This window comes from Nocardiopsis alkaliphila YIM 80379 (genome assembly GCF_000341005.1).
GTDB classification, from domain to species: Bacteria; Actinomycetota; Actinomycetes; order Streptosporangiales; family Streptosporangiaceae; genus Nocardiopsis; species Nocardiopsis alkaliphila.
In genome coordinates, this window is the sequence record NZ_ANBD01000124.1 from 61,651 (window position 1) to 87,274 (window position 25,624).

Annotated in this window: 13 protein-coding genes and 1 pseudogene; all 14 read left to right on the top strand. The window is 67.6% G+C overall.

All coding sequences use genetic code 11. The features are described from left to right. The first annotated feature begins 294 nt into the window (after positions 1-294). Positions 295-1,383, top strand: coding sequence for an ABC transporter permease (locus tag D472_RS0117585; protein WP_017605784.1), 1,089 nt, complete (start codon positions 295-297; stop codon positions 1,381-1,383). Positions 1,384-1,398: 15 nt separating this feature from the next. After that, the gene (locus tag D472_RS0117590) at positions 1,399-2,274 is read left to right on the top strand and encodes an ABC transporter permease (RefSeq protein ID WP_017605785.1); all 876 of its coding nucleotides are present in this window, start codon (positions 1,399-1,401) and stop codon (positions 2,272-2,274) included. A gap of 5 nt (positions 2,275-2,279) precedes the next feature. After that, positions 2,280-3,347, top strand: a complete 1,068-nt coding sequence (locus D472_RS0117595; protein ID WP_017605786.1) for an ABC transporter ATP-binding protein — start codon at positions 2,280-2,282, stop codon at positions 3,345-3,347. Continuing rightward, positions 3,344-4,393, top strand: coding sequence for an ABC transporter ATP-binding protein (locus D472_RS0117600; RefSeq protein WP_017605787.1), 1,050 nt, complete (start codon positions 3,344-3,346; stop codon positions 4,391-4,393). The genes D472_RS0117595 and D472_RS0117600 overlap by 4 nt, the downstream gene beginning before the upstream one ends. A 7-nt stretch (positions 4,394-4,400) precedes the next feature. Then, complete coding sequence (locus tag D472_RS0117605; RefSeq protein WP_017605788.1) at positions 4,401-4,592, top strand: hypothetical protein; 192 nt, start codon at positions 4,401-4,403, stop codon at positions 4,590-4,592. Next, entirely contained in the window at positions 4,589-6,400 is a 1,812-nt protein-coding gene (locus D472_RS0117610; RefSeq protein WP_017605789.1) for an ABC transporter substrate-binding protein, read from the top strand. The genes D472_RS0117605 and D472_RS0117610 overlap by 4 nt, the downstream gene beginning before the upstream one ends. 1,260 nt (positions 6,401-7,660) lie before the next feature. After that, a complete protein-coding gene (locus D472_RS0117620) occupies positions 7,661-10,054 on the top strand; it encodes a sensor histidine kinase (RefSeq protein WP_239642999.1) in 2,394 nt (797 codons plus the stop codon). Between the two features lie 98 nt (positions 10,055-10,152). Further along, positions 10,153-10,579 (top strand): annotated as a pseudogene (locus D472_RS26850) (roadblock/LC7 domain-containing protein). A gap of 46 nt (positions 10,580-10,625) precedes the next feature. Continuing rightward, positions 10,626-10,985 carry a DUF742 domain-containing protein gene (locus D472_RS0117630; RefSeq protein WP_083903516.1) on the top strand — a complete coding sequence of 120 codons (360 nt, stop codon included), beginning with the start codon at positions 10,626-10,628 and terminating at the stop codon, positions 10,983-10,985. A 22-nt stretch (positions 10,986-11,007) separates the two neighbouring features. Next, entirely contained in the window at positions 11,008-11,565 is a 558-nt protein-coding gene (locus D472_RS0117635; RefSeq protein WP_017605795.1) for a GTP-binding protein, read from the top strand. Positions 11,566-11,632: 67 nt separating this feature from the next. Then, entirely contained in the window at positions 11,633-12,892 is a 1,260-nt protein-coding gene (locus D472_RS0117640; protein WP_017605796.1) for a styrene monooxygenase/indole monooxygenase family protein, read from the top strand. 438 nt (positions 12,893-13,330) lie between these two features. After that, the gene (locus D472_RS0117645) at positions 13,331-21,415 is read left to right on the top strand and encodes a type I polyketide synthase (protein ID WP_017605797.1); all 8,085 of its coding nucleotides are present in this window, start codon (positions 13,331-13,333) and stop codon (positions 21,413-21,415) included. Next, on the top strand, positions 21,415-24,768 hold the full coding sequence (locus D472_RS0117650; RefSeq protein ID WP_017605798.1) for a type I polyketide synthase: 3,354 nt from the start codon (positions 21,415-21,417) through the stop codon (positions 24,766-24,768). The genes D472_RS0117645 and D472_RS0117650 overlap by 1 nt, the downstream gene beginning before the upstream one ends. Before the next feature lie 34 nt (positions 24,769-24,802). Then, the coding region (locus D472_RS0117655; protein WP_017605799.1) for a beta-ketoacyl synthase N-terminal-like domain-containing protein at positions 24,803-25,624 on the top strand (822 nt) is incomplete at its 3' end.

Sequence of the window (25,624 nt, forward strand, 5' to 3'; positions counted from 1 at the left end):
GCGGGTGCGTCTGCGCGATAACGGTACGAGGTACACGAGTACGACCAATGCCCCAAAAGCTACGAGGTGTCCCCCGACCTTTGGGCGGGCGCCCCCTCCTTCCGCGAGTTGTGGGGTGGTTTGTTGCTGAATGTTCGATTTGTGATGCCGATCAGGTCGCACAAAAGACGCCGTTTGGTCACGGGGGTGGTGTGGGCCACAGGGATGGGGTTACGGTGACCTTCTATTAGGAAACTTTCCTAATAGAAAAAGTGGCGTCCTCGCCCCGCCGTACCCCCTGCTCGAAGGAGCCTCGTGGCCACCGAACTCGCGGCCGTCCCACCACCGGACACCGGTGATACCGGGCCCCTTGCCCCCGGCACGTCGTTCTCCCTCCCACGACGGTTCTGGAACGACTACGTCTTCGTCAAGGTCCGTAAGGCCGTCTTCGTGGTCTTCGTGGTGGCCAACGTGACGTTCTTCCTGGGCCGTGCGATGCCGGGTGACCCGATCGACGTCATGGCCGGTCGCCTCACCCAAGGCGGCATGTCGATGAACGAAGCACGCGCCATCGCGATGAACTCGCTCGCCTACGACGTCGACGCGCCTTTGTACCAACAGTGGTGGGACTTCTTCGTCGGCCTGGTCACCCTCGACCTCGGCAGCACCATCAACCGCCCCGGGCTCAGCGTCACCGAGGCTATCGGCGCCTACCTGCCCTGGACCCTCTTCAGCATCGGCGTGGGCACCCTCATCGCCATCACCCTCGGCCTGACCTTGGGCATGATCATGGCCTACCGGCGCAACAAGGCCATCGACCACGTGCTCAGCGTCCTGGCCTCGGTCCTGGGCGCCATCCCCAACTACCTCATCGCCATGCTCCTGGTCGTCGGCGGTGGTATGTACCTGGGCTGGTTCAACCCGATCGAACTACGCGGAACCCTCAGCCCCGGCGTCGAGAGCGGATTCACACTCACCTTCATCGGCGACGCCTTCTACCACGCGGCCCTACCGATCATCACCTACGTCCTCGCCATCATCGGCACCTGGATGCTCGTCATGAAGGCCTCCACCACCGAGGTCCTGGGGGAGGACTACGTGACCGTCGCCCGGGCCCGCGGCCTACGCGACCGGCGCATCGCCACCGCCTACGTCGGCCGCAACGCCGTCCTACCCCTGGTCGCCCAGATCGCCATCTCCTTCGGCACCCTCGTCGGAGGCGCGATCTTCGTGGAACAGGTCCTGGTCTACAAGGGCGTGGGCGGCCTGCTCTTGGACGCGGTCAACTACCGCGACTACCCGCTCCTCCAAGGTCTGCTGATCATCATCACCTCGTGCGTGGTGATCGCCAACCTCGTCTCCGACCTGCTCTACAGCAGGCTCGACCCACGCATCCAGAAGTAACAGGGACGACAAGCCATGGTCACCACCACCGCACCCGCCGCCGGCGTCTGGGGCACCATCTGGCAGGGCATCACCCGCAGCACCAGCGGTTTCATCGGACTCTGTCTGGTCCTGGGCGTCCTGTTCTTCTCCTTCGTCGGTCCGCTGCTCATCGACACCCACAACCCCACCGACGTCACCAAGATCTGGGGGGCGCCCAGCGCCGAACACTGGCTCGGTACCAACCACCAGGGCAAGGACACCTTCACCCAGCTCGTCCTCGGTGGACGCGAACCCATTTGGGTCGGCTTCGTGGCCGCCCTCATCACCGTCGCCATCGCCGTCGTCCTCGGCGCCGTCGCCGGCTACGTCCGGGGCCGGATCGACCACTTCCTCCTCCAGCTCACCGACATCACGATGACCATCCCGTTCATCGTGCTGATGCTGGTCATCGCCTCCTTCTACCGAACCTCCTCGCCGCTGGTCGTCTCCTTCATCATCGGCCTGGTCACCTGGCCGTTCCTGATGAGATCGATCCGCGCCCAGGTACTCAGCCTCAAGGAACGCGAGTTCATCGAGGCCGCGCGTCTACAGGACCTGGGCACCGCGCGCATCCTCTTCGTCGAAGTCCTGCCCAACATGGCGGGCTACATCTTCATCAACTTCATCATCGCCATCACCAACGCGATCTACGCCGTCGTCGGCATGTACCTGCTCGGCCTGCTGCCCAGCACCGCCGACAACTGGGGCCTGATGATCCAACAGGCCTGGGACAACAACGCCTTCCTGCTTCCCCAGGCCGCACCCTTCCTCATCGCCCCCATGGTCATGATCATGCTCTTCCAGATCGGGCTGGTCACCATGACCCGCTCCCTGGAACAGGCCCTCAACCCACGACTCCGGGACAGGTGAGCCCCGTGAACGACCTCCCCGCCACCCCGGACACCGACGACGGTGCCCTATTGTCCGTACGCGGCATCGACGTCGGCTACCGGACCGGACGAAAGAGCCACGTCATCGCCGCACACGAGGTCTCCTTCGACCTCCACCCCGGCCAGTCCATGGCCCTGGTCGGTGAGTCCGGCTGCGGCAAGACCACCCTGGGTCTGGGCCTGCTCCGCCTGCTTCCACGCACCGGCGTCATCCCCCGGGGGCAGATCCTCTTCCGGCGCAAGGACGGTGTCCGCGTCGACGTTCGCACCCTGGAGAAGGAGGAGCTGCGCCGCTTCCGCTGGAACGAGGCGGCCATGGTCTTTCAGGGCGCCATGAACGCCTTCAACCCGGTGCTGCGCGTCCAGGACCACTTCCTCGATACCTTCCGCGCCCACGAGAACGGGCGCAGGCGCTCCCGCAAGGAGATCCTCGAACACTCCGCCGAACTCCTGGAGATGGTCAGGCTCGACCCCGCCAGGGTCTTGACCGCCTTCCCACACGAACTCTCCGGCGGTATGCGCCAGCGCAGCCTCATCGCCCTGGCCCTGGCCCTGAAGCCTCAGTTGCTGATCCTCGACGAGCCCACCACCGCCCTGGACCTGCTCACCCAACGCTCCATCGTGGAACGCCTGACCGAACTGCGCGAGCAGTTGAGCTTCTCGATGCTCTTCATCACCCACGACCTGGGCCTGGCCGCCGAACTCGCCGATCGCGTGGGAACCATGTACGCGGGGCGGCTCATCGAGACCGGCACCACCCGCGACATCTTCCACCGTGCGCGGCACCCCTACACCTCGGCGCTGATCGACTCCGTGCTCCCGGTCGTGGGCGATCTGCGCGTGCCCACACCGCTCCCCGGAGGGCCACCCGGCCTCCACACCCTGCCCGAAGGTTGTCCCTTCGCTCCTCGCTGCGCGCACGCCCTCACCGACTGCGCCACCACCCGTCCCGCCCTGGACGTGCTCACCCCCCGTGACCGAGGGCTGAGCCACACCGCGGCCTGCCTGCGCTCCACCGACTCCGAACTCCACGCCGAGGGGGCCCCTCGATGATCGACCACACCATCGACTCCAACGAGGCGGCCGGGCTCGCCCACCGAGCGGACACCGCCGCTCACCACCGCGCGGAGCCGCCCGTGCTCACCCTCAAAGGCCTCCGACAGACCTTCAAGACCCCACGAGGGGACGTACCCGCCGTGGCCGGGGTCGACCTGGAGGTCCGCCCCGGGCAAGTGCTGTGTCTGGTGGGCGAGTCCGGTTGCGGCAAGACCACCACCGCGCGCATGGCCGCCGCCCTGACCGAACCCACGGCCGGTTCCGTGCTCTTTCGAGGTAAGGACGTCGCGGAGATGGACCGAACCGAACGGGCCGCCTTCCGCCGCTCGGTCCAGTACATCCATCAGGACCCCTACGCCTCCCTCAACCCGGTCCGCACCGTCTACTCCACGGTCTCCGCCGGTCTGCGCCGCCACAAGCTGGTCGCGAGCCACGCCGAGGCCAGGCGTGTCACCACCGAACTCCTCGAACGCGTCGACCTCGTCCCGGCCGAGGACCACCTCGACAAGTACCCGCACCAGATGTCCGGGGGACAGCGCCAACGCGTCGCCATCGCCCGAGCCCTGGCGATGAATCCCGAGGTGATCATCGCCGACGAGTCCACCTCCATGCTGGACGTGTCCATCCGGGTCAGTCTCCTCAACACCCTCGGCAGGCTCCGCGACGAACTCGGTGTCGGCTTCCTGTTCATCACCCATGACCTCGCCGTGGCCAAGTACTTCGCCTGGCAGGGCGAGATCGCCGTCATGTACCTGGGCAAGGTCGTGGAACGGGGCACCGCCCCCCGGGTGATCAACGACCCACGACACCCCTACACCAAGGCGCTCATCTCCGCCGTGTGCGAACCCGACCCCGACCTGGTCCGGAAGGAACGGGTACGGCTGCGTGGCGCCGACATCCCCGACCTCACCGATCTGCCCTCGGGCTGCGACTTCCACCCACGTTGCCCGCTCTACGAGGAGGGTGACTGCGATTCCGTACGCCCCCCGCTGGTGCGCGGCCACGACCGGCTGCTCGCCTGCCACGTGGCCACCCGGAGGTGAGGCGGTCTTGCTGCTCCTCCTCGGGCGCTTCGGCGTCTTCGTCGGAGTCTTCCTTCTCATGGCCTGCACCCTCATGACCGTGTTCACGTCCCCCGGCACAGCCGAGTTCGTCATCAGCGTCCTCACCATCGGTGTCGGCCTGGCCGTCCTCGTCCTCGGTCTGATCGCCCTCCTCTTGGAAAGGAAGCGTCAAGAATGACCTCCAACCCCCTTCGTAACGCGTTCCAGCAGGATCTGAGCAGACGCCGTCTGCTCAGGGCCGTCGGTTTCGGAGCGGCCGGGGCCGCCGGCGCCGGAGTGCTGTCGGCCTGCTCCGGTGCCGACTCCGGGTCGGAGGAGACCACCCGCTTCGTCGGGGTCCACGACTTCGACATCGACGCCCAGACCAAGAACGTGCACGTGGAGGACGGCGCCCTGCTGATGAACTCGGTCTACAAGGACCTGTTCATGTGCACCGGCGCCATGTTCGACTGGGGCACACACGAATGGGAGTACCTCCTCTTGGAGGGGCACGAGTGGGACGGGAACAATCTCATCGTCTCGCTGAAGTCGGGCCTGGAGTGGAGTGACGGCACCGGCTTGGACGCCGACGACATGATCCGCAGCTACGCGATGCGGGTCTTGGAGGCTCCGCCGTGGGGCTTGGGTTTCCCGCAGGTGAAGGACCTGGAAAAGCTCGACGCCCAGAGCGTGCGTCTGGGCTTCGATGACGTCTTCCCCAACATCGAGCGCAGCATCCTCAAACACCGCATCGTCTCCAAGATCACCTACGAGGGCTTCGGTGAGCGTGCCCTGAAGATGGTCAACGATGGTGTCCGTCAGGGCGACGACGAGCACGGCGAGTGGAACGCCGAGTTCATCGAGTTCAATCCGGACTCGATCATCGCCAGCGGCCCCTACAAGTTCGACGACGCCCAGATCTCGGACGCGCGCATCACCCTGGTCAAGAACGAACACGGCTATCTGGCCGACACGGTCCTGTTCGACGAGGTCGTGGTGCACAAGGGCGACAATCGCCAGTCGGCCCTGCTGGTTCAACAGGGCGAAGTCGACTACTCGACCATGGCCCCCTCCGCCGCCGACCAGCAGGCGTTCCAGGGGGTGGAGGGCTTCCGCTGGATCGAGCACGCCGGCTACGCGGGCGCGGGCATCATGTTCAACTACGCCGCCAAGCCCGAGCTGAAGGACGTGCGGGTGCGCAAGGCCCTGGCCTACGTCCTGGATGGTGACCAGATCGGTCAGGTCGCCCGTGGTGAGGCCTACAGCCGGGTCGAGCACTACGCGGGTCTGGCCGACATCCAGGCGGAGGAGATCTTCACCGCGCAGGAGCTCGCCGAGTTCGAGAACTACGACCAGGACCAGGACAAGGCCAAGGAGCTGCTGGAGGACGCCGGCTGGACCCTGAAGGACGGCAAGTGGTATCTGCCGGACGGTGAGGAGGCGAGTTTCGAGGTCATCGGTGTCTCCGGCTGGGGTGACTTCGAACTGACCGCCACCCAGGTGGAGGAGGCCTGGAACGATTTCGGGATCAAGACCGAGGCCCGTAACGTTCCGGAGGACAACCCGTGGGGCATCTGGGGTGCCGGTGACTTCGAGGTCGCGGTCCGTCACTGGGGCAACCCGGAACAGCCCGACCACTGGGGTGCGTTCCAAATGAACTTCTTGACCGAGAACGCCGGCACCGAGGACTCTCCGGGGCAGTCCTTCGACCTGAACGTGGAGAGTCCTTCTCAAGGCGAAGTGGACCTGGCCGAGTTGGTGGAGACCGCGCAGCGTGCCCAGAGTGAGGAAGAGCAGCTGGAGGCACTGAAGACGATGGCGATCGTCTTCAACGAGCTACTGCCCCGCGTCCCGCTGTGGACGTACAAGTACCTGTCTCCGGTGGTCGAGGGGGTCCGGGTCGAGGAGTTCCCCCAAGAGGACGCCCCGGGTTCCCAGAACGAGCAGTACCAGGACAACCACGTGATCCTGGCGCTGATGAAGGGCGAACTGCGCCCGGTCGAATGATCGGCTGAGCGGTGACCGGTGGGGCGGGCGTCGACCGACACCCGCCCCACCGATGTGCGCAAAAAGTGAAGATTACGGTCTTTGGTGGAGTTGTTTAGATAACGTCCATTTATGCGCGCTCGGGGTGAATCAAGAAGGTCCTCACGTTCGCTTCCGGCCCGTCTCCACGGGTGTTCCCCTCCGCGTTCGCGGTGGCCCTTTCTCCATCGCTCTCTGCTCCTTGGTCTCCAAAAGGGACGGGCACCCCACACCGAGGACCTGGGTGAACTCGAAAGAGGTGTGGCCTTGGGGGCGTGCGCCGACGCGAATGCGCCCCCTTGTGAGCCTTCGAGGGATTTACGGCGGGCGGTGATCCCTTCACACGAAGAATCGCGCCGATGTCCGAACCCGGAGCGGGTGCGTGCTCGTTCGCGCGATGCCCGCGGGGCGACCACAACGATAACCGGTCGGTCGAGGGGTGAACCGGAAGACCGGAATTTCGATCCCCTCGCCGATGAAGACGAGAGCGAGGCCGACCCGCGACCCCGGCCGTGCCGCGATCCCGTCTCCATCGCCGAGCCCGTCACCCATCCGCTCCGCGCCGTCCGAGGATCGATCGCTGCGGCACCGGGGCCTGGCGCCCGAGCCTTCGGGGCGGGCGGCGTGCGATCGGTCACAGACCGGTGACCCCTGGCAAAAATCGGACAACTAGCATGTAAGTACGCAAAAAGATCTTGATCAGAAATTCATTTCTCTTCCGTTTTCGCACGTCACGAGCGTTTCTGGAGGATTATTCCGGGAGCTTCTTCGATTCTTCTGTCAACCAGGGCGTACTTTGTTAGTCTGTCGAACCGAACGACGGTTCCCGGTGGAAGAACAGGAATTGTGCGAAGTGAGCGCACTCGTCCTCCGGAACGGGGGTCGGGCACCTCGTCTGGTGCCGGACCTCTTGCTTCCTCGTTGCCACCGTGACCGTCGAGGCGTTCCCCCGGCGATCGGAACGTCTGGCCGTCCAGGGAACCGATCGCGGTCCCCATAGCGGCTTCCTCCCTGGTCAGGGTGGTGGTGCGGGACCACCGCCGATCCGCCCACCTGATTCGAGGAGACGAGATTGTGGCGCAGGAGCAGTCACCGCGCGAACGCGATGATCGACCCCTGGCCAAGATGATGTCGACGGAGGGTGGGCGTGGAACCAGGCGTGAAGGACGGTTCCGCCGAGCCATCGCCCGAATGGTCAAGTCCCAGGAACCCCCGTCACCGGAGACCCAGCGAGGACATCCCGTGCATAAGCCCGTGCATTCGCACTCGCACAACCCCGATCCCACGTCGGACGGCGAGGCCACACCCGCGTCGGAGCCGCCCACCGGACCGTTCTCCGCGCCCGCCGAGAGCGGGTACCGTCCCGCTTCCCGGGTGAGCGTCCCCAATCCCTATACGACCAAAAGGACCGAGGTCGACGACGTCGACACCGGAGCCGAACCGGTCGCTCAGTGGCGCGGTGTCGGCCTCGACGAGCCCGAGCCGCGCAGTAAGCCCGCCCTCGCCACAACGGACACCATGACCGACAACCCCGCCTCATCCGAGCGCACGGAGCGGCCCTCGGCCCCCGTGGCGCCACCCGTCCCGGAAGCGGTCGAACAACGCACCGCCCCACAGGAGCGGCCCCGACCGGAACCGGGCCCGGGCGTCCACGGCCAGGCCCCCGCCGAGACCCACCCCCACGGGTCGCAGGCCCAAAGGTCCCAGGAGGCCTCCATGCCCGAGCAGCGGCCCGAGGCCGACCGGAACCAGGGACATCACGTGCCGCCGTACACCGGCCCGGCGTCCCCTGACCAATGGTCCTCGCAGACTCCCCCGAACCATCGGCCACCACAGGCTCCCACGGTCGGTCGAGATCCCTACGCCCACCCTCCGCAGCCCTTTGGTGGGCCCCCGCCCCAGGAGACTCCCCGGCAGGCGTCCGACCCCCAGGCCCCGGGCCAAGGTCAGGCACCGTACGGATACCAGGGTCATCCGGGCCAGTACGGGTACCAGGGCCACCCAGGGCACCACGAACCCGGTGGCCCCTACCAACGGCCGCCCCACGAGGGGTACGCGCCGCATGGCCACCCGCAGGGCTATCAGGGCTACCCGAGGGTCGACCATCCGGGCATGCCGCACTACCCGATGCCGCAGCCGGCCCCCTATCCGCAGCCGATGGTCTCCTACCAGAGCGCCTACCCGGCGCCCTACCAACCGCCCGGCTACGTCCTTCCGGGGCAGCCCGTGATCTACTCGGGCCAGCAGTTCCCCTCCTACGGCCAGCCCGTCCAGCACGTCATCGTGCTCGCCGCCGGACAGCAGCCACAGGTGATCTCGGCCGAATCGGTCGCCACCCTGTTCGCCGAACGTGCCGAGACGACCACCTCCGAGGAGGTGCGAACGAACAAGGAGCTCACCCGCTCCGATCCGGAATCGGAGGCCCCCGAGCCCGCCTCCGAAGCGGGCGAAGCCGCAGAAGCCGCCACCGAGACTCCACAGGTGGAGGAGTCCGTTCCGGTCACCGAGGAGGAACCGGCCACCGACACGGCCGGCCCGAAGGCCTCCGAAACCGTCTTCGAGACTCCGCGCAGCACCCAGGGCGACCTGCTCAACGAAGCGCTGGCCGGCCTGGCCATGCGCGACCTGTCCCTGGTCGATGCCCTGCTGGAGATGGTTGAGGAACTGGAGACCGAAGCCCAGGATCCCGATCTGCTCGACAAGCTCTTCCAGATCGACAACTTCGCGACCCGTATGCGGCGCAACGGGGAGAACCTCCTGGTACTGACCGGGCACGATGGCGGAGAGTCCGACGCCCACGACGAGATCGTCCCGTTGCTCGACGTCACCCGCGCCGCCACCTCGGAGATCAAGGACTATCCCAGGGTCAGTCTGGGCAAGATCCCGCAGAGCTCCATCACCGGTCTGGCCGCCGACGACATCAGCCACCTACTCGCCGAACTGTTGGACAACGCCACCGCCAACTCGCCCGAGCATTCCCAGGTGGTGATCAGCGCCCAAGAACTGAACGACGGGCGCCTGATGATCATCGTCGAGGACGAGGGTGTGGGCATCCCCGAGGCCCAGTTGGCCGAACTCAACGGTCGGTTGAGCCGCGAACCGGTCCTGGACGACAACGTGCCCAAGCACATGGGCCTGTACGTGGCCGGTCGGATCGCGCGCAAGCACGGCCTGGAGACCCGCTTGGAGGCCCGTTCCTTCCGGGGGATCAGCGCCTACACGATCATCCCCAAGGAACTCCTGCGGGTGGCCACTCCCAAGCAGCCCGGCCAGAACCGTATCTCCACGATCTCCAGCGTGAGCGCGCCCGTGACACCGACCGGACCGACCTCGACGCAGTCCATCAACGGCAACGCCGGCAAGGGCCTCGGCGGCGTGGAGCAGCCCAAGGGCGGTTCCTCCGCGGTCACGGCGGCGGGGTTGCCTCGACGTAGCGCCACCCCGCATGGTTCGCCGCTGCGGATGGTGCGCAACCCAGGTGCGCTCTCCGACACCCCGCCACCCAAACGCGAGGACACTCCACCGCGACTCACCGGAGAGGCTCGCGCCGAGCAGATCCGTGACGAGATCGGGGACTTCCTCGACGGGGAACGCGCCGCGCTCGAAGGCGAGGACCTCGAGGGTGACAAGGAATGACGTCCACCGGAAAAGACGACGCTCAGGGTCGGACCCCCGAACCTCAGCGAAAACCCCCAGCGAACACGAATTTCGGCCGAGGCAGGTAGAGCACAAGCATGACTGAACCCAACAACGACAGCGTCGAGAACTTCTCCTGGCTCATCGACCGGTTCGTCCGGGACGTGCGCGGTGTCGAGCACGCCGTGGTGGTCTCCTCCGACGGCCTGGTCCTGACCCACTCCAGTGACTTTCCCGAGGAGCACGCCGAGCAGCTCGCGGCGATCGCCAGTGGTCTGCACAGCCTGGCGGTGGGGGGGGGCCAACATGTTCCAGCGTGGCGAGTGCGAGCAGCTGCTCGTACGTTTCAACCACGGCCACCTCTTCATCATGGCCATCAGTGACGGTTCCTGCATGGCGGTGCTCACCGCCCCCGGTACGGAACTGAAGATCGTCGGTTTCCAGATGGCCAAGCTCGTGGACAACGTCGCCCACGTGCTCACGCCGCAGCTGCGTTCGCAGTTGCGCGAGGTCATCCAGAACTGACGACGGTGTTCCGTGACGGTTCGGTAGGAATGAGGTTGCCTCGGCTATGAGCTTTCGAAGGCGAAGGAGTAATCGTGTTCGCCCGTTCACCTTCACGGGTGGACGCACGCGGTCACGGCATCCGCTGATGGTGCAGACCCTGGTCTCGACGTCCGAGCCAGGGCAGGAACCCCCTGGCACACTTATGCCGGAGTCGACCAATATCTACAAGCTGTGCCGGGAGACACGGTCTCTCGCCGAGGTCTCGGCCGAGCTGAACATCCCCTTGGGTGTCACCCAGGTCCTGATCAGTGACCTGGCGGAACAGGACCTGGTGTACATCCACCCGACCATCACCGGCAGCAGTCCATCCGAAAACCAGGTTCTGGAAAGGGCTCTTCGTGGTCTCGAACGACTTTTCCAGTGACAGCAGGTCGAATCGTAAGAAGATGTCGAGCAAGATCGTCATCGCCGGTGGCTTCGGTGCCGGCAAGACGACCTTGGTGCGCTCGGTGTCGGAGATTCCACCGGTCACGACTGAAGCGATCATGACCGAGGCCAGCGTCGGACACGACGACACCTCGGTCACCCCCGACAAGACGACCACCACCGTCGCGATGGACTTCGGACGCATCACCATCGACGACGAACTGGTCATGTACATGTTCGGCACACCGGGCCAGGCACGGTTCTGGTTCATGTGGGACGATCTCGTTCGTGGCGCCGTCGGTGCCGTCGTGGTGGTCGACTGCCGAAGGCTCGCCGATTCCTTCGACGCCGTCGACTACTTCGAGACGAACAAGCGCATCCCCTACATCGTGGCGCTCAACAAGTTCGAGGGGCGCCTCGACTACACCGCCGAGCAGGTCCGAGAAGCTCTGGAGATCAGCCCGGAAGTGCCGATCATCGACTTCGACGCCCGCCATCGGATGTCCGGCGGCGAAGTGCTCAAGTCGTTGTTGCGGTATGCCCTCAAGCACAACCAGGCGAGCGAGCCCGTCGCCTGACGGGTGGGGAGGTCCCGGACGTCCGAGCTCCTCCGACCCGTAGATTCCCCAGGAAAGTAAGCGACACATGCGCAAGATCCTTATCGTCGGCGCCGGTCACGCCGGCCTGCACCTGGCCCACGGGCTTTTGACCCATGGCTACGACGTCACGGTGATCACGGGACAGTCCTCATTGGAGATCCGTACGGGGCGACCGTCGATCAGCCAATACACCTTTCCCACCGCCCTTGAGCATGAACGGGCTCAGAACCTGGATCTGTGGAGCGCTCTGTCTCCCCAGATCCGGGAGCAGATTCTGTTCCTACACCCGGAATCGGGTGGGCCCATGAAGGTCAAGGGACGTACCGGCCACAACAACGACTACGTCGTCTCCGTCGACCGGCGGGTGAAGATGGCCGACTGGCTGGAGTTCTTCGAGGACCGGGGCGGCAAGGTGGTCATCCATGGTGTCACGGTGACCGACCTGGACTACTTCTCGCGAATGTTCGATCTCATCGTGGTCGCCGTTGGTACGGGGGAGCTCGGCCAGTTGTTCGACTACGACACCAGTCGTTTCAGCGGCGCTCGAAAGCGTGCGATCTCCCAAGCCTATGTCCGGGACGTGTGGCCGCCTGATGGTGAGGACGAGAACGTGGGATGGGGGTCGAGCACGGCCGCCGCAGGCACCATCGCGCTCTTTCCCGTCCTCTCAAAGGAGGGCCCTTGCCACAGTCTATTGTTGGTGGACAAGCACGGTGGCCCCATGGACGCCTGGCCGGATCGCCCGGGGCCCGAAGAGCAGTTGAGGCGGATGAAGGATCTGCTCCGCCAGTACGATCCCTTGACCTATGAGCGTATGCGTGACGCCCAACTGATCGATGGCAACAGCACCCTGATCGAGGAGTTGACTCCGCAGGTGCGCAACCCGGTGGGGGTTCTCCCTTCGGGCGGGCGTGTGCTGGGAATGGCCGACGTGGTGGTCACGATGGACCCCTACGTGCTCCAGAGCTGGAACAACTCGACCCGGTGTGCTCTGGCCTATATGGACGCCATTATGGCCCATGGAGACCGCCCCTTCGATGAAGAGTTCCTGGTCAACACCTTCGACCGGTTCTGGGAGTTCGGACTGCACAATCAACACTGGGCGGAGTTGTGCTCGTCACTGTGGGACGCCGGAGATCTGCCGGCCTATTTCTACGATGTCGTTGGTCACGCGCAGAAATACCCGGAGATCGGTGATCGGTGGATTCAGGGATGGGACTACCCGCCGGACTACCAGAAATGGCTCCTGGATCCGGAGCTCTCCGCCGCTTACCTGGCCGAGGTTCGCGCCCGCAACGGAGACTGAACCCGCGCCCCTCTAGCACATCGAGCCCCTGGCGTAACCGCTGGGGGCTCGTCTTCTTTTCCGCCTGGTTTCGGGCCGCTTGCGACAGTGTCCTGAAAGGAGGAAATCAATGTCCGAAAACATGTATTTTGTTGTCATGTGTCGTGAGTGGCGGATACGATCCAGGCGTTTGCTGACCAAAACCGTTCTTGGCGGTGGGTGATATCCGTGTTCCCGGGATCCGGAAACCCCTCCCCCCGCTTCGACCGCCAAGGCCCCCGGTGTAACCTCCGGGCCGTGTGCGAGTCGGATACAAACGACCCAGTAATTCCTTTCTGACCTGCGAAGAAGTCATTTGGGCCGTGCATTTGCACTGGAAGATCGCCCCGCCTGCCTTCGACCGGGCGCGTGGGCCGGGCGGCGCCCAGGGGTGCGCGGAAGCGAGCAGCGGAGGCGACGATGGTGACGGGCACACAAGCACCCCCGAGGCCCGACGAGTTGGTGGCCGTGGTGGGCTTGTCCTGCCGGCTTCCCGGTGCGGCCACACCCGATGCGTTCTGGCGTCTGCTGTGCGAGGGCCGTGAGGCGATCGGTGCACCCCCCGAACGGCTGGGGGGGTCCTCCGGCGCGCGGGACGAACGTTGGGGTGGCTACCTGGACCGGGCCGAACACTTCGACGCCGCCTTCTTCGGGATATCAGAGGACGAGGCGTTGGCGATGGATCCGCAACAACGCCTCATGCTCGAACTGAGCTGGGAGGCCGTGGAGAACTCCCGCCGCGCCCCCGACTCGCTGCGCGACACCCGTACGGGGGTGTTCACCGGTGCCATCGCCGACGACTACGCGCTTCTGCGCCAAGGCTCCGGGAACGTCGGCATGAACCACCACAGCCTGGCCGGGACCCAACGCGGCATGATCGCCAACCGGGTCTCCTACGCCCTCGGGTTGAGCGGGCCCAGCCTGACGATCGACGCCGGACAGTCCTCATCCCTGGTCAGCGTGCACATGGCCGCTGAAAGCCTACGCAGGGGCGAGTCCGACCTGGCCTTGGCGGGCGGTGTGAACCTCATCCTCGTACCGGAGAGCACCGACAGTGTCGATCGGTTCGGTGGACTGTCCGCGGATGCGCGCTGCTACACCTTCGACGAACGGGCCAACGGCTACGTCCGAGGTGAAGGTGGGGCCGTACTGGTTCTGAAGTCGCTGGATCGGGCCCTGGCCGACGGCGACCGAGTGCACGCGGTGCTGCGTGGCGGCGCCGTGAACAACTCCGGACGGACTCGAGCCCTCTCCCGGCCCGAGGTCGCGGGACAGGCGGCCGTACTACGAGCCGCCCACGCCCACGCCGGAGTGGACCCGGCGCGCGTGGGGTACGTGGAGTTGCACGGCACCGGGACTCGGGCCGGCGATCCGGTGGAGGCGGCGGCGCTCGGTTCGGTGTTCGCCGACACCCGTAACGATCCGCTGCGTGTGGGGTCGGTCAAGACCAATATCGGTCACCTGGAAGGCGCGGCGGGCATCGTCGGTCTGCTCAAGGTGGTGCTGAGCCTGTCCCACGGCCAGTTGCCGCCCAGCCTCAACTACGAACGCCCCAACCCCGCCATCGACATGGACGGGCTCCGTCTGGCCCCACAGGTCACCCGTGAGCCCTGGCCCGCGCAGACACCGTTCGCGGGGGTTTCGTCCTTTGGGATGGGCGGTACCAACTGTCACCTGGTGCTGGGGCCGCCACCCCGGACCTCCGATGGCGTCCCGGGTGGCGACGGGCATCTCGATCCCGTGCCCTGGGTGCTCTCGGCGCGCTCCGAGCAGGCGTTGCGAGAGCAGGCGTCGGCGCTGCACCGGTTCGTGTCCGCACGCCCCGGGGTGCGTCCTGAGGACGTGGGTGTCTCCCTGGCCACCACCCGCACCGTCTTCGAACACCGCGCGGTGATCTTGGCCTCTGGGGAGAGTGCCGCCCACGATCTGGAGTCGGTGCGCCCGTCCGTGGTGCCCAACACCGACCGTGCACGACTCGGCCCGGTCCTGGTCTTCCCCGGGCAGGGCGGTCAATGGGCCGGAATGGCTCGTGACCTGCTGGACGGTCAGGACGTACTGTCCCGCATGTTCACGGCGCGACTACGCCGGTGTGAGCGGGCGCTGGAGCCCTACGTGGACTGGTCGCTGACCCAGGTACTGCGCGGTGACGCCCAGGCCCCGACCCCGGTGGGTCCGGGAGCGCGCGTGGACGTGGTTCAGCCGGTGCTGTGGGCGCTGATGGTCTCCTTGGCCGGGGTGTGGTCGGACCTGGGAGTGGAGCCCGCAGCGGTGGTCGGCCATTCGCAGGGTGAGATCGCGGCGGCCTGTGTGGCCGGCGCGCTATCCCTGGAGGACGGGGCCCGGGTGGTGACGCTGCGCAGTCGCGCTCTACGCGGCTTGGCCGGCACGGGGGCGATGGCCTCCTTCGGGATGAGCGAGTCCGCGGCGGAGGGACTGGCGGCACGCCACGACGACCTGCACGTGGCCGTGGTGAACGGGCCCGGGTCCGTGGTCCTCTCGGGTGCTCCTCGGTCAGTGCGCGAGGCCGTCCACGAGGCGGAGGAACGCGGTCGACGGGCGGCCTTGGTGGACGTCGACTACGCCTCGCACTCGACGCACGTGGAACGCATCCGTGACCGGGTACTGGACCACCTGGACGGGCTTCGGCCCCGCCAGGCGCGCGTCCCCTTCTTCTCCACGCTCACCGGCGATGAACTCGACACCGCGCGCACCTCGCTGGATGGTGACTACTGGTACTCCAACCTGCGTAACCGGGTGCGATTCGCCCAGGCCGTGGGGGAGTTGGTCGAGCGGGGACACGACACCTTCATCGAGGTCGGTCCGCACCCGGTGTTGGTCTTCGGGATCGAGCAGATCCTGGAGAACGCCGGGATCGAGGGTCGGGTCTTGGAGACCCTGCGCCGGCACGAGGGCGACGCCCAACAGTTCCTCACCGGTATCGCCCGCGCCTTCACCGCCGGGGTCGACGTCGACTGGGGTCGGTTGTTCGAAGGAACCGGGGCGCGAGTGATCGACTTGCCCACCTATCCGTTCCAGCGCACCCGGCTGTGGCCGGACACGTCCGCCGTCGAAGTGGGGGCGATCAGGGGCCCGGGTGCCGGAGCAACGGAGAGGGAGCCCGACGAGGGGGCCGCGGGCACCGCCCCCGTGTGGGATCACGAAGACCTCCTCACCCTGGTCGGTGAGCACGCCACGAGGCTGCTCGGCGTCGACGAACCGGACCAGGGGTGGCCAGGCGTCGCCTTCCGCGACATGGGTTTCGATTCGGTGTTGGCGGTGGAGCTGCGCAACCGACTGTCCGAGGACACCGGTCTGAAACTGGCCTCCACCCTGCTCTACGACCACCCCGACCCCGAACGGCTGGTGGACTTCCTGGTCGACGAACTGGAGCGTGCACCGGTTCGGACGTCCCGCCCATCCTCGGCCGCCGACGCCACCCGAGCCACCACCGCGTCCGCGACCAGGGCCATGGCGACCCACCCCGCACCGGTCGAGGACGATCCGGTCGCCATCACCGCGATGGCCTGTCGCCTACCAGGCGGGGTACGTAGCCCCGAACAGCTATGGCGTCTGGTCGACGAGGGCGTCGACGCCACCGGCCCCTTCCCCGACAACCGGGGCTGGGACCTGGAAGGCATCTACGACCCCGAGCCCGGCACTCCGGGGCGCACCTACACACGGCGTGGGGGGTTCCTGTACGACGCCGACCTGTTCGACGCCGACTTCTTCGGTATCAGCCCACGTGAGGCCGAGGCGATGGACCCCCAGCAACGTCTGCTGCTGGAGACCTCCTGGGAAGCCATCACCCGTGCCGGCCTCAGCCCGGAGGAGGTACGCCGGAGCCAGATCGGGGTGTACGTCGGTGCGATGCCCACCGAATACGGGCCGCGTCTGGGCGACCCGGGGAGCGGTACCGACGGCGGGTACCGGCTCACCGGTAGCACCCTGAGCGTGGCCTCCGGGCGCATCGCCTACGTGCTCGGTCTGCACGGCCCCGCCCTGACCATCGACACTGCTTGCTCGGCGTCGTTGGTGGCTCTGCACCAGGCCGCCGGTGCGGTCCGACGTGGCGAATGCGAGATGGCGCTGGCCGGTGGGGCCACGGTCATGGCCGGCCCCGGTATGTTCCTGGAGTTCTCCGCTCAGCGAGGGCTGTCTCCGGACGGGCGCTGCCGGGCCTTCAGTGGCGACGCCGACGGCACCGCATGGGCCGAAGGCGCCGGGATGCTGCTGTTGGAGCGGCTTTCCCAGGCCCGACGCGCCGGTCGCCCCGTGCTGGCCCTGATCCGGGGCAGCGCCGTCAACTCCGACGGCGCCAGCAACGGGCTCACCGCCCCCAACCGGGACGCCCAGGAACGGGTGATCCGTCAGGCACTGGCGGACGCCGGTCTGTCGCCCTCCGACATCGACGCCGTGGAAGCGCACGGAACCGGCACCAGGCTCGGCGATCCCATCGAAGCACGTGCTCTGATCAGCGTCTATGGGGGTGAACGCCCCGACCATGACGACGCCGAGCTGCGCTTGGGGTCGCTCAAGTCCAACATCGGCCACGCCCAGGCCGCCGCCGGCGTGGCCGGAGTGATCAAGACCGTGGAGGCGCTGCGGCACGGCCGCCTGCCTCGTACCCTGCACGCCGACGACCCCACCGGCGAGGTCGAGTGGGAGGGGAGCGGGGTGCGTCTGCTCACCGAAGGGGAGGCCTGGCCCGATACCGGGCGGCCACGTCGTGCGGCCGTGTCCTCCTTCGGGATCAGCGGTACCAACGCCCACATGGTCCTGGAGGGAGTAGCCGAAGAGGGTGCCCCGGTCACCGTTTCCGAGGACCCCTTCGACCGGAGCCGTCACTGGGTCGGGACCGGCGCGTCCGCCGTCACCGCACCCGGCCCTGAAGCGGAGCCGCTGTTGGACGACGGCCTCGAACTCGTCGATGGGGGAGTGGTGTTCGCCGGCCGCATCGGCGACACCGACCAGCCTTGGGTGCTCGACCATCGTCTGCTGGGCCGGACGGTTCTGCCGGGGACCGCCCTGGTGGGGCTGGCCGCCCACGCCGGGGCCCGTGTCGGAGCCCACGACGTGGCCGAACTGACACTGGAAGCGCCCTTGGTGCTGCCCCGGGGCCGAGCCACTCGTCTACAGGTGAGCGTGGCCGCCCCCGATGAAAGGGATCGTCGCGCGGTGTCCGTGTACTCTCGGGCACGGGGCGAGGACGGGTGGACCAGGCACGCCTCCGGACTGTTGGAGCCCCGAGACGGCCAGGACGCACCGGCGACCGTGCCTTGGCCACCGCCGGGGGCCGTGGCCGAGGACTTCGACCCGGACGCGGACTACGCCCGATTGGCGCGGCGCGGCTACACCTACGGTCCCGTGTTTCGAGGGCTGCGGTCCGTGTGGCGTGGTGAGGGTGCTCTGCTGGCCGAGGTCGCCATACCGGACACGCAGGAACGTTCCTGGCCCTTCCAAGGCACCCACCCGGCGCTCTTGGACGCCGCCCTGCACGCGGTACTGCTTTTCACCGGGGAAACGAAAGCGCCCACACTCGTGCCCTTCGCCTGGTCGGGGGTCCGGTTCGTCGAGTGGGCCGGCGCGCCGGTCACCCGACTTCGGGTCTCCCTGGTGCCGCTGGGCGGTGATCGGTTCCGACTCACCGGAACCGCCGAGGACGGTTCGGTGCTCGTCACCGTCGACGAGTTGGTGCTCCGCCCGATCGGCGTGGACGGGTTGCCGCCGGCGCCCGGAGAGGAGCCCAGGCTCTACGAGGTGCGTTGGGAGCACATGCCCCTTCCGGTGCCGAATCCGGATCTGCCCACCGGCCTGGTCGGGCTGGCCGACATCACTCCGGAGATGGAGTCGGTTCCGGACGTGGTCTACGCCGAACTGCCCGCCGGCGTGGTCTACGCCGAGCATGACCCGGTTCCGGACTCCGTCCGTGAAGGACTGCGCTCGGTACTGGCCGCCATCCGCACCTGGCTGGACGACGAACGGTTCGCGCACGCCCGTTTGGCCCTGGTCACCTGGCGTTCCGTCGCCACACTGCCGGATGACCCGCTCAGTGGACTGATCGCCGCACCCGCCTGGGGACTGCTGCGCGCCGCCCAACGTGAGCACCCCGACCGCCTGATCCTGGTGGACTCCGATGGCTCCGAGGAGTCCCACCGGGTCCTGACCGCCGCCGTCCACCTGGGGGAACCTCAGGTGGCACTGCGAGGGGGGCGGCTGCTGGTTCCACGCCTGGAGCACGCCGTCGAAGAGGGGACGGTGACGCCGCCCTCCACCGCTTGGCGGGTGGACACCATGAAAGCCGGATCACTGGAGGGCGTGTCGTACATCAGCGCCCCGGAAGCCACCGCACCGTTGGCCGAGCACGAGGTACGTGTCGCGGTGCGCGCCGCTGGTGTGAACTTCCGTGACGTCGTTGTCGGCCTGGGTCTGGTGGAGAACGAAACCGGAATGGGGATCGAAGGCGCCGGGGTGGTGGTGGAGACGGGGGAACAGGTCACCGATCTGGCCCCCGGTGACCGGGTCACCGGCATGTTCGATGGCGCTTTCGGCCCCTTGGCCGTCGCGGACCGTCGCAGACTCGCCCGTATCCCCGAGGGATGGAGTTTCGAGGACGCGGCCGCCGTCCCGGTCGTCTACGCGACCGCCTACCACGGGTTGGTCGACCTGGCGGCGTTGCGCCCGGGGGAGAGTGTGCTGATCCATGCGGCGGCGGGTGGTGTGGGCCTGGCCGCCGTGCAACTCGCCCAGTACATGGGGGCGAGGGTGTTCGGTACCGCGAGCCCGCACAAGTGGTCGGTTCTGTCCGAGTACGGCTTGTCCGAGGATCGGCTGGCGTCCTCACGAACGCTGGACTTCGAACAGAGGATACGGGCGGCCAATGACGGCCGAGGTGTGGACGTGGTCCTGAACTCGCTCACCGGCGAGGCGGTGGACGCCTCCTTGCGGCTGTTGCGTTCTCCCGGAGATGGGGAAGGCCCCGGCGGCAGGTTCGTGGAGATGGGTAAGACCGACATCCGTTCGCAGGAGGAGGTCGCCGCCATCCACCCAGGGCGCGGATACCAGGCATTCAGCCTGCCGGACGTGGCCCCCGAACGGATCGGGCAGATGCTCGAACGGGTATTGGAACTGTTCGAGTCGGGAGCGCTCCAGCCTTCGCCCGTCACCGTCCACGACGTCCGCGATGTCGGGGCCGCCTTCCGCGCCCTGCAACGTGGTGAGACGGTCGGCAAGACGGTGCTGACCATTCCGGCGCCCTTCCCGCAGGACGGAACCGTTCTGGTCACCGGAGGTACCGGAACCCTCGGCCACCGGGTGGCACGCCACCTGGTCACCGGATACGGGGTGCGTCACCTGACCTTGATCAGCCGCAGTGGTGCCGCCGCCGAGGGCCAGGACGAACGTACCGATGAGCTGCGTGCCTTGGGCGCCGAGGTCGACGTGCAGTCCTGTGACGCAGCTGATCGGGTGGGGCTGTCCCGTCTCCTGGACTCGCTGGACCGTCCGTTGCGCGGAGTGGTGCACACCGCCGGTGTGCTCGACGACGCCACCGTGTCCTCCTTGACGGACGCACGGCTCGAACGAGTACTGCGGCCCAAGGTCGACGCCGCGTGGAACCTGCACGAGCTCACCGCTGATCTGGACCTGGGCGCGTTCGTGCTGTTCTCCTCGGTGGCCGGGGTGTTGGGCAATCCGGGACAGGCCAACTACGCCGCGGCCAACGTGTTCTGTGACGCGTTGGCTCATCATCGCCGCGTCCTGGGTCTGCCGGGCACGTCCCTGGCCTGGGGGCTGTGGGAAGAGAGCAGTGGGATGACCGGCCACCTGGATGGATCCGACCTGGCGGTGTTGGGGCGCGGCGGTTTGCTACCGATGCCCACCGACCGGGCACTGGCCCACATGGACACCGCGCTGTATCTGGATCGGGCGGTCTTCGTGCCCGCCCTGCTGGACCTGGAGAACGCTCCCGACCTGCACGTGCTTCGTGCGCTCACCGGCGGCACGGGGGCGACCGAGACCCGTGCCGGATCGGAGGGTTCCGGTCGGCGGAGCGTGTTCTCCTCCGATCACCTCGCAACGTTGCCCGAAGCCGAACGCGACCGGTTGCTGCTCACCGAGGTTCGTACGCACACCGCCGTGGTGCTGGGTCACGGAGAGGAGGGGGCCACCCGGATCACCGCGGACCGACCCTTCACCGAGCTGGGACTGGACTCCCTCACCGGGGTGGAGTTGCGCAACCGACTCGGTGAAGCCGTGGGTCTGCGCCTGCCCGCCACCGCCGTGTTCGACCATCCCACCCCGCGCGCCATGGCGCGCCTGATCATCGACCTCCTCCTGCCCCAGGAGGTCGAGACGACTGAAGAGACGGACGACCCCGGCGGCGAAAGCACTGACACGCTCGACGCCGGCGCCGAACAGGACGAGATCGACGAGATGGACCTCGACGACCTGGTCGACCTGGCGTTGCAGAGCCAGGGACCCACGACCCCGGGTGGACAGGAGAACTGATGTCTCACGACAATGACCGTCTCGTGGCGGCGCTCCGATCCGCGATGAAGGAGAACGCCAGGTTGCGAGAGGAGGCCCAGCGCCTTCCCGAGCCCATCGCCGTCGTGGGCATGGGTTGCCGACTGCCCGGTGGCGTGAACTCCCCCGAGGACCTCTGGGACCTGCTGGAGCGAGGCGAGGACGTGATCGGCCCGTTGCCTCGGGACCGTGGTTGGGACATCGACGCCTTGACCGGGGAGTCCGGTGACGCCCCGCGCTCGGCGATGCGCCAGGGCTACTTCCTGGACGACGTCTCGGCCTTCGACCCGGCCTTCTTCGGTATCTCGCCGAAGGAGGCCGAGGCGATGGACCCCCAACAGCGACTGATGTTGGAAGTGGCCTGGGAAACCGTGGAGCGATCCGGGATCGTCCCCGACAGCCTCGTCGGAAGCGACACCGGGGTCTACGTCGGCTCCATCACCCAGGAATACGGTCCCCCGCTCACCCAGGCCCCCGACGACGGATTCGCGATGACGGGCACCACCGGCAGTGCGGTCTCCGGGCGCGTGTCCTACACCTTGGGTTCGACCGGTCCCGCCTTGACGGTGGACACCGCCTGTTCCTCCTCCCTCGTAGCCGTGCAGATGGCCGTGCAGGCGCTGCGCGCGGGGGAGTGCTCCCTGGCCATCGCGGGCGGCACCACCGTCATGGTGGGACCGGGAGCGCTCACCGAGTTCACCCACTTGCGGGGGCTGGCCCCGGACGGACGATGCAAGGCCTTCGGCGCTGACGCGGACGGGGCCGGCTTCTCCGAGGGCGTGGGCGCCGTGATGCTGGAACGTCTCCGTGACGCCCGGCGCAACGGCCGTCGCGTCCTCGCCGTCATCCGGGGAGCCGCCGTCAACTCCGATGGCGCCTCCAACGGACTCACCGCGCCCAACGGGCCCTCACAGACCCGGGTGATCCGTAAGGCACTGGCCGACGCCCGTTTGGAGCCGGGTGACGTGGACCTGGTGGAGGCACACGGTACCGGTACCACGCTGGGCGACCCCATCGAGGCGCAGGCCCTCTTGGCCGCCTACGGTACGGGGCGGGAGCGGCCCCTGTGGCTCGGCTCGCTCAAGTCCAACATCGGCCACCCTCAGGCCGCTGCCGGGGTCGTCGGCATGATCAAGCTGGTATTGGCGCTCGAACACAAAACCCTGCCGCGTACCCTGCACGCCGAGGAACCCACCCCGCACGTGGACTGGTCCTCGGGGGCGATGAGGTTGCTGAACGAGGCCCGGCCCTGGCCGGACACGGGCCGCCCGCGTCGCGCCGCGGTCTCCTCCTTCGGATTGAGCGGTACCAACGCCCACGTGATCGTGGAGCAGGCCCCCGAAGCCGAGAGCACCGCTTCCCGGAGCGCGAGGACGGAGGGTTCCGAGGGCGGGGCCCGCGGGACGGCTCGGATCGCCGGATCGGTGCCCTGGACGCTTTCCGCCCACAGCGAGGCCGCGTTGGCCGCACAGGCCGCGCGGCTGCGCGACCACGTCATCGGCCACCCGGACCTCGATCCGATGGACGTGGGCTGGTCCCTGGCCACCACCCGCGCCGCGCTGGAGCACCGCGCCGTCGTGCAGGCCCCGGACCGTGACACCCTTTTGGCCCGACTGGACACCTTGGCCTCCGGCCGCCCCGACCCGGACGTGGTACGCGCTGTCGCGGCTCCCGACCGTCGGCCCGTCCTGGTCTTTCCCGGTCAGGGCGGTCAGTGGCCCGGGATGGCCGAGGGGCTGCTGGGCTCCTCCCCGGAGTTCGCCGCGCACATCGCCGAGTGCGAGCAGGCCTTGGCCCCGTACGTGGACTGGTCGCTGACCGACGTGCTGGGGCGACGCCCGGGCGCCGCGTCCTTGGAGCGCGTCGACGTCGTCCAACCGGTGCTGTGGGCGGTCATGGTCGCACTGGCCCGACTCTGGATCTCCCACGGGCTGAGCCCCGCCGCCGTGGTCGGCCATTCCCAGGGCGAGATCGCCGCCGCCTGCGTCTCCGGTGCCCTGACCTTGACCGACGGCGCCAAGGTCGTGGCCTTGCGCAGCCGGTCCGTGCTCGAACTGTCCGGCACCGGAGCGATGGCCTCCGTCGGTCGTCCCGCCGACCTGGTGCGTGCGGACCTGGCCGAGTCGGCGGACGGGGTGTACGTGGCGGTGGTCAACAGCCCGTCGGCCACCGTCGTCGCCGGTGAACCCGAAGCCGTCCGCAAGCTGGTAAAGGACTACGAGGAGGCCGGGGTCCAGGCGCGGATGATCGCCGTGGACTACGCGTCGCACACTCCGCACGTGGAAAGGTCGCGGGCCCGACTGACCGGCGAGCTGTCCGGTGTTCAGGCGCGTCGACCCGACATCCCCATGTACTCCACCCTCACCGGAGAGATGGTCGAGGCCGGTGAACTGGACGCCGAGTACTGGTACCGCAACCTGAGCGATCCGGTCGAGTTCGGTCGGGTCGTACACAACCTGCTCGTCGACGAGCACGACGTGTTCGTGGAGGTCGGCCCGCATCCGGTGTTGAGCATCGCCCTCCAAGAGTGCGCCGAGGCGGCGAACCTGCCCGAAACCGTGGTCCTGGGCACCCTACGCCGACAGGAGGGCGGCCTGGACCGCTTTCTCACCTCGCTCGCCGAGGCGCACGCCTGCGGTCTGTCGGTCGACTGGCGGAGCGTGTTCGGCGATGGTGCCCGCGAGGTGGACCTTCCCACCTACGCCTTCCAACACCAGCGGTACTGGCGAGTCAACCCCGCTCACGGCGCGGCCGTGACACCGACGGTGTCCTCCACCCCGGAACCGGACACCCCCGGCGCCGAGACACCGGTGCGATGGGAACTACCGCCGGGCCTATCGGCCCAGGAACGTGAGGAGGCCGCCCTGGCCATGGTCCGGGAGGAGACCGCCGTGCTCCTCGGTCACACCGACGCCACCACCGTCGAGTCCCACCGGGGCTTCCTCGACGCGGGCGGTACCTCCTTGGCCGCCGTCCGACTGCGCAATCGCATCAACGAGTTGACCGGTCTCGAACTGCCCGTGACCGTGGTCCTGGATCACTCCACCCCGAGGGCCTTGGCCCGCCACGTCGTCGAACGGTTGGACCGTACCGAGGCCATGGCCGGGCCGCCTCCGCTTCCGGTGCTGTCGGAGCTGGAACGCCTGGAGAGGGCGGTGCGCGGCGGTGACGTCGACGGCGCCACGCGAGAGGTGCTCGGTGCCCGTCTACGCGATCTGCTGGGTGCTCTGAGCGAGGGCTCCGGCCGGGACCTGGATTCGGCGGACATCGACCTGGACGAGGCCAGCGACGACCAGCTCCTGGACTTCATCGACCAGGAATTCGGGATCTCCTGACCGGTAGGAACGAAATTCGAGGGTGGACACAGCGATGACTAACGAGAACAAGTTCCGTGACCTGGTCAAGAAGATGGCGGTCGACCTGCGTCGGGCTCGTGACCGCGTCGAGGAACTGGAGGAACGCGACCGGGAACCCATCGCGGTGATCGGCGTGGGCTGTCGCTTCCCAGGTGGTGTCGATTCCCCACGGGGCCTGTGGGAATTGGTGGCCGAAGGGCGCGAGACCCTCGCGGAGTTCCCGACGGACCGTGACTGGGACCTGGAACACCTCTATGACCCCGACCCCGAGGCGGCTGGTCGCACCTACGTGCGCCACTCCCACTTCCTCGACGGCGCGGGCGACTTCGATCCGGGCTTCTTCGGGATCAACCCCCGGGAGGCCCTCGCCATGGACCCCCAGCACAGGCAGATCATGGAGACTTCCTGGGAGGGCCTCGAACACGCCGGGATCGATCCCGCCACCTTGCGCTCCACCCCCGCCGGCGTGTTCATGGGCGTGGTCGGTCAGACCTACGGACCGCCCGTCCAGACGTCGACCGATGGTCTTGACGGCTATCGCGTGACCGGCTCGATGCCCGCCGTGGCCGCCGGACGCGTCTCCTACACCCTGGGCTTGGAAGGGCCCGCCATCACCGTCGACACCGCTTGTTCCTCCTCCTTGGTCGCCCTGCACCTGGCCATCAGGTCACTGCGCGCGGGTGAATCCTCGCTCGCCTTGGCCGGGGGCGGCACGATCTACACCGACACCTCCTCGTGGGTGTCCTTCAGCAGCCAGCGCGCCCTGTCCCCGGACGGGCGCTGCAAGGCGTTCTCGGCCCACGCCGATGGCACCGGCTGGGGGGAGGCCGCCGGG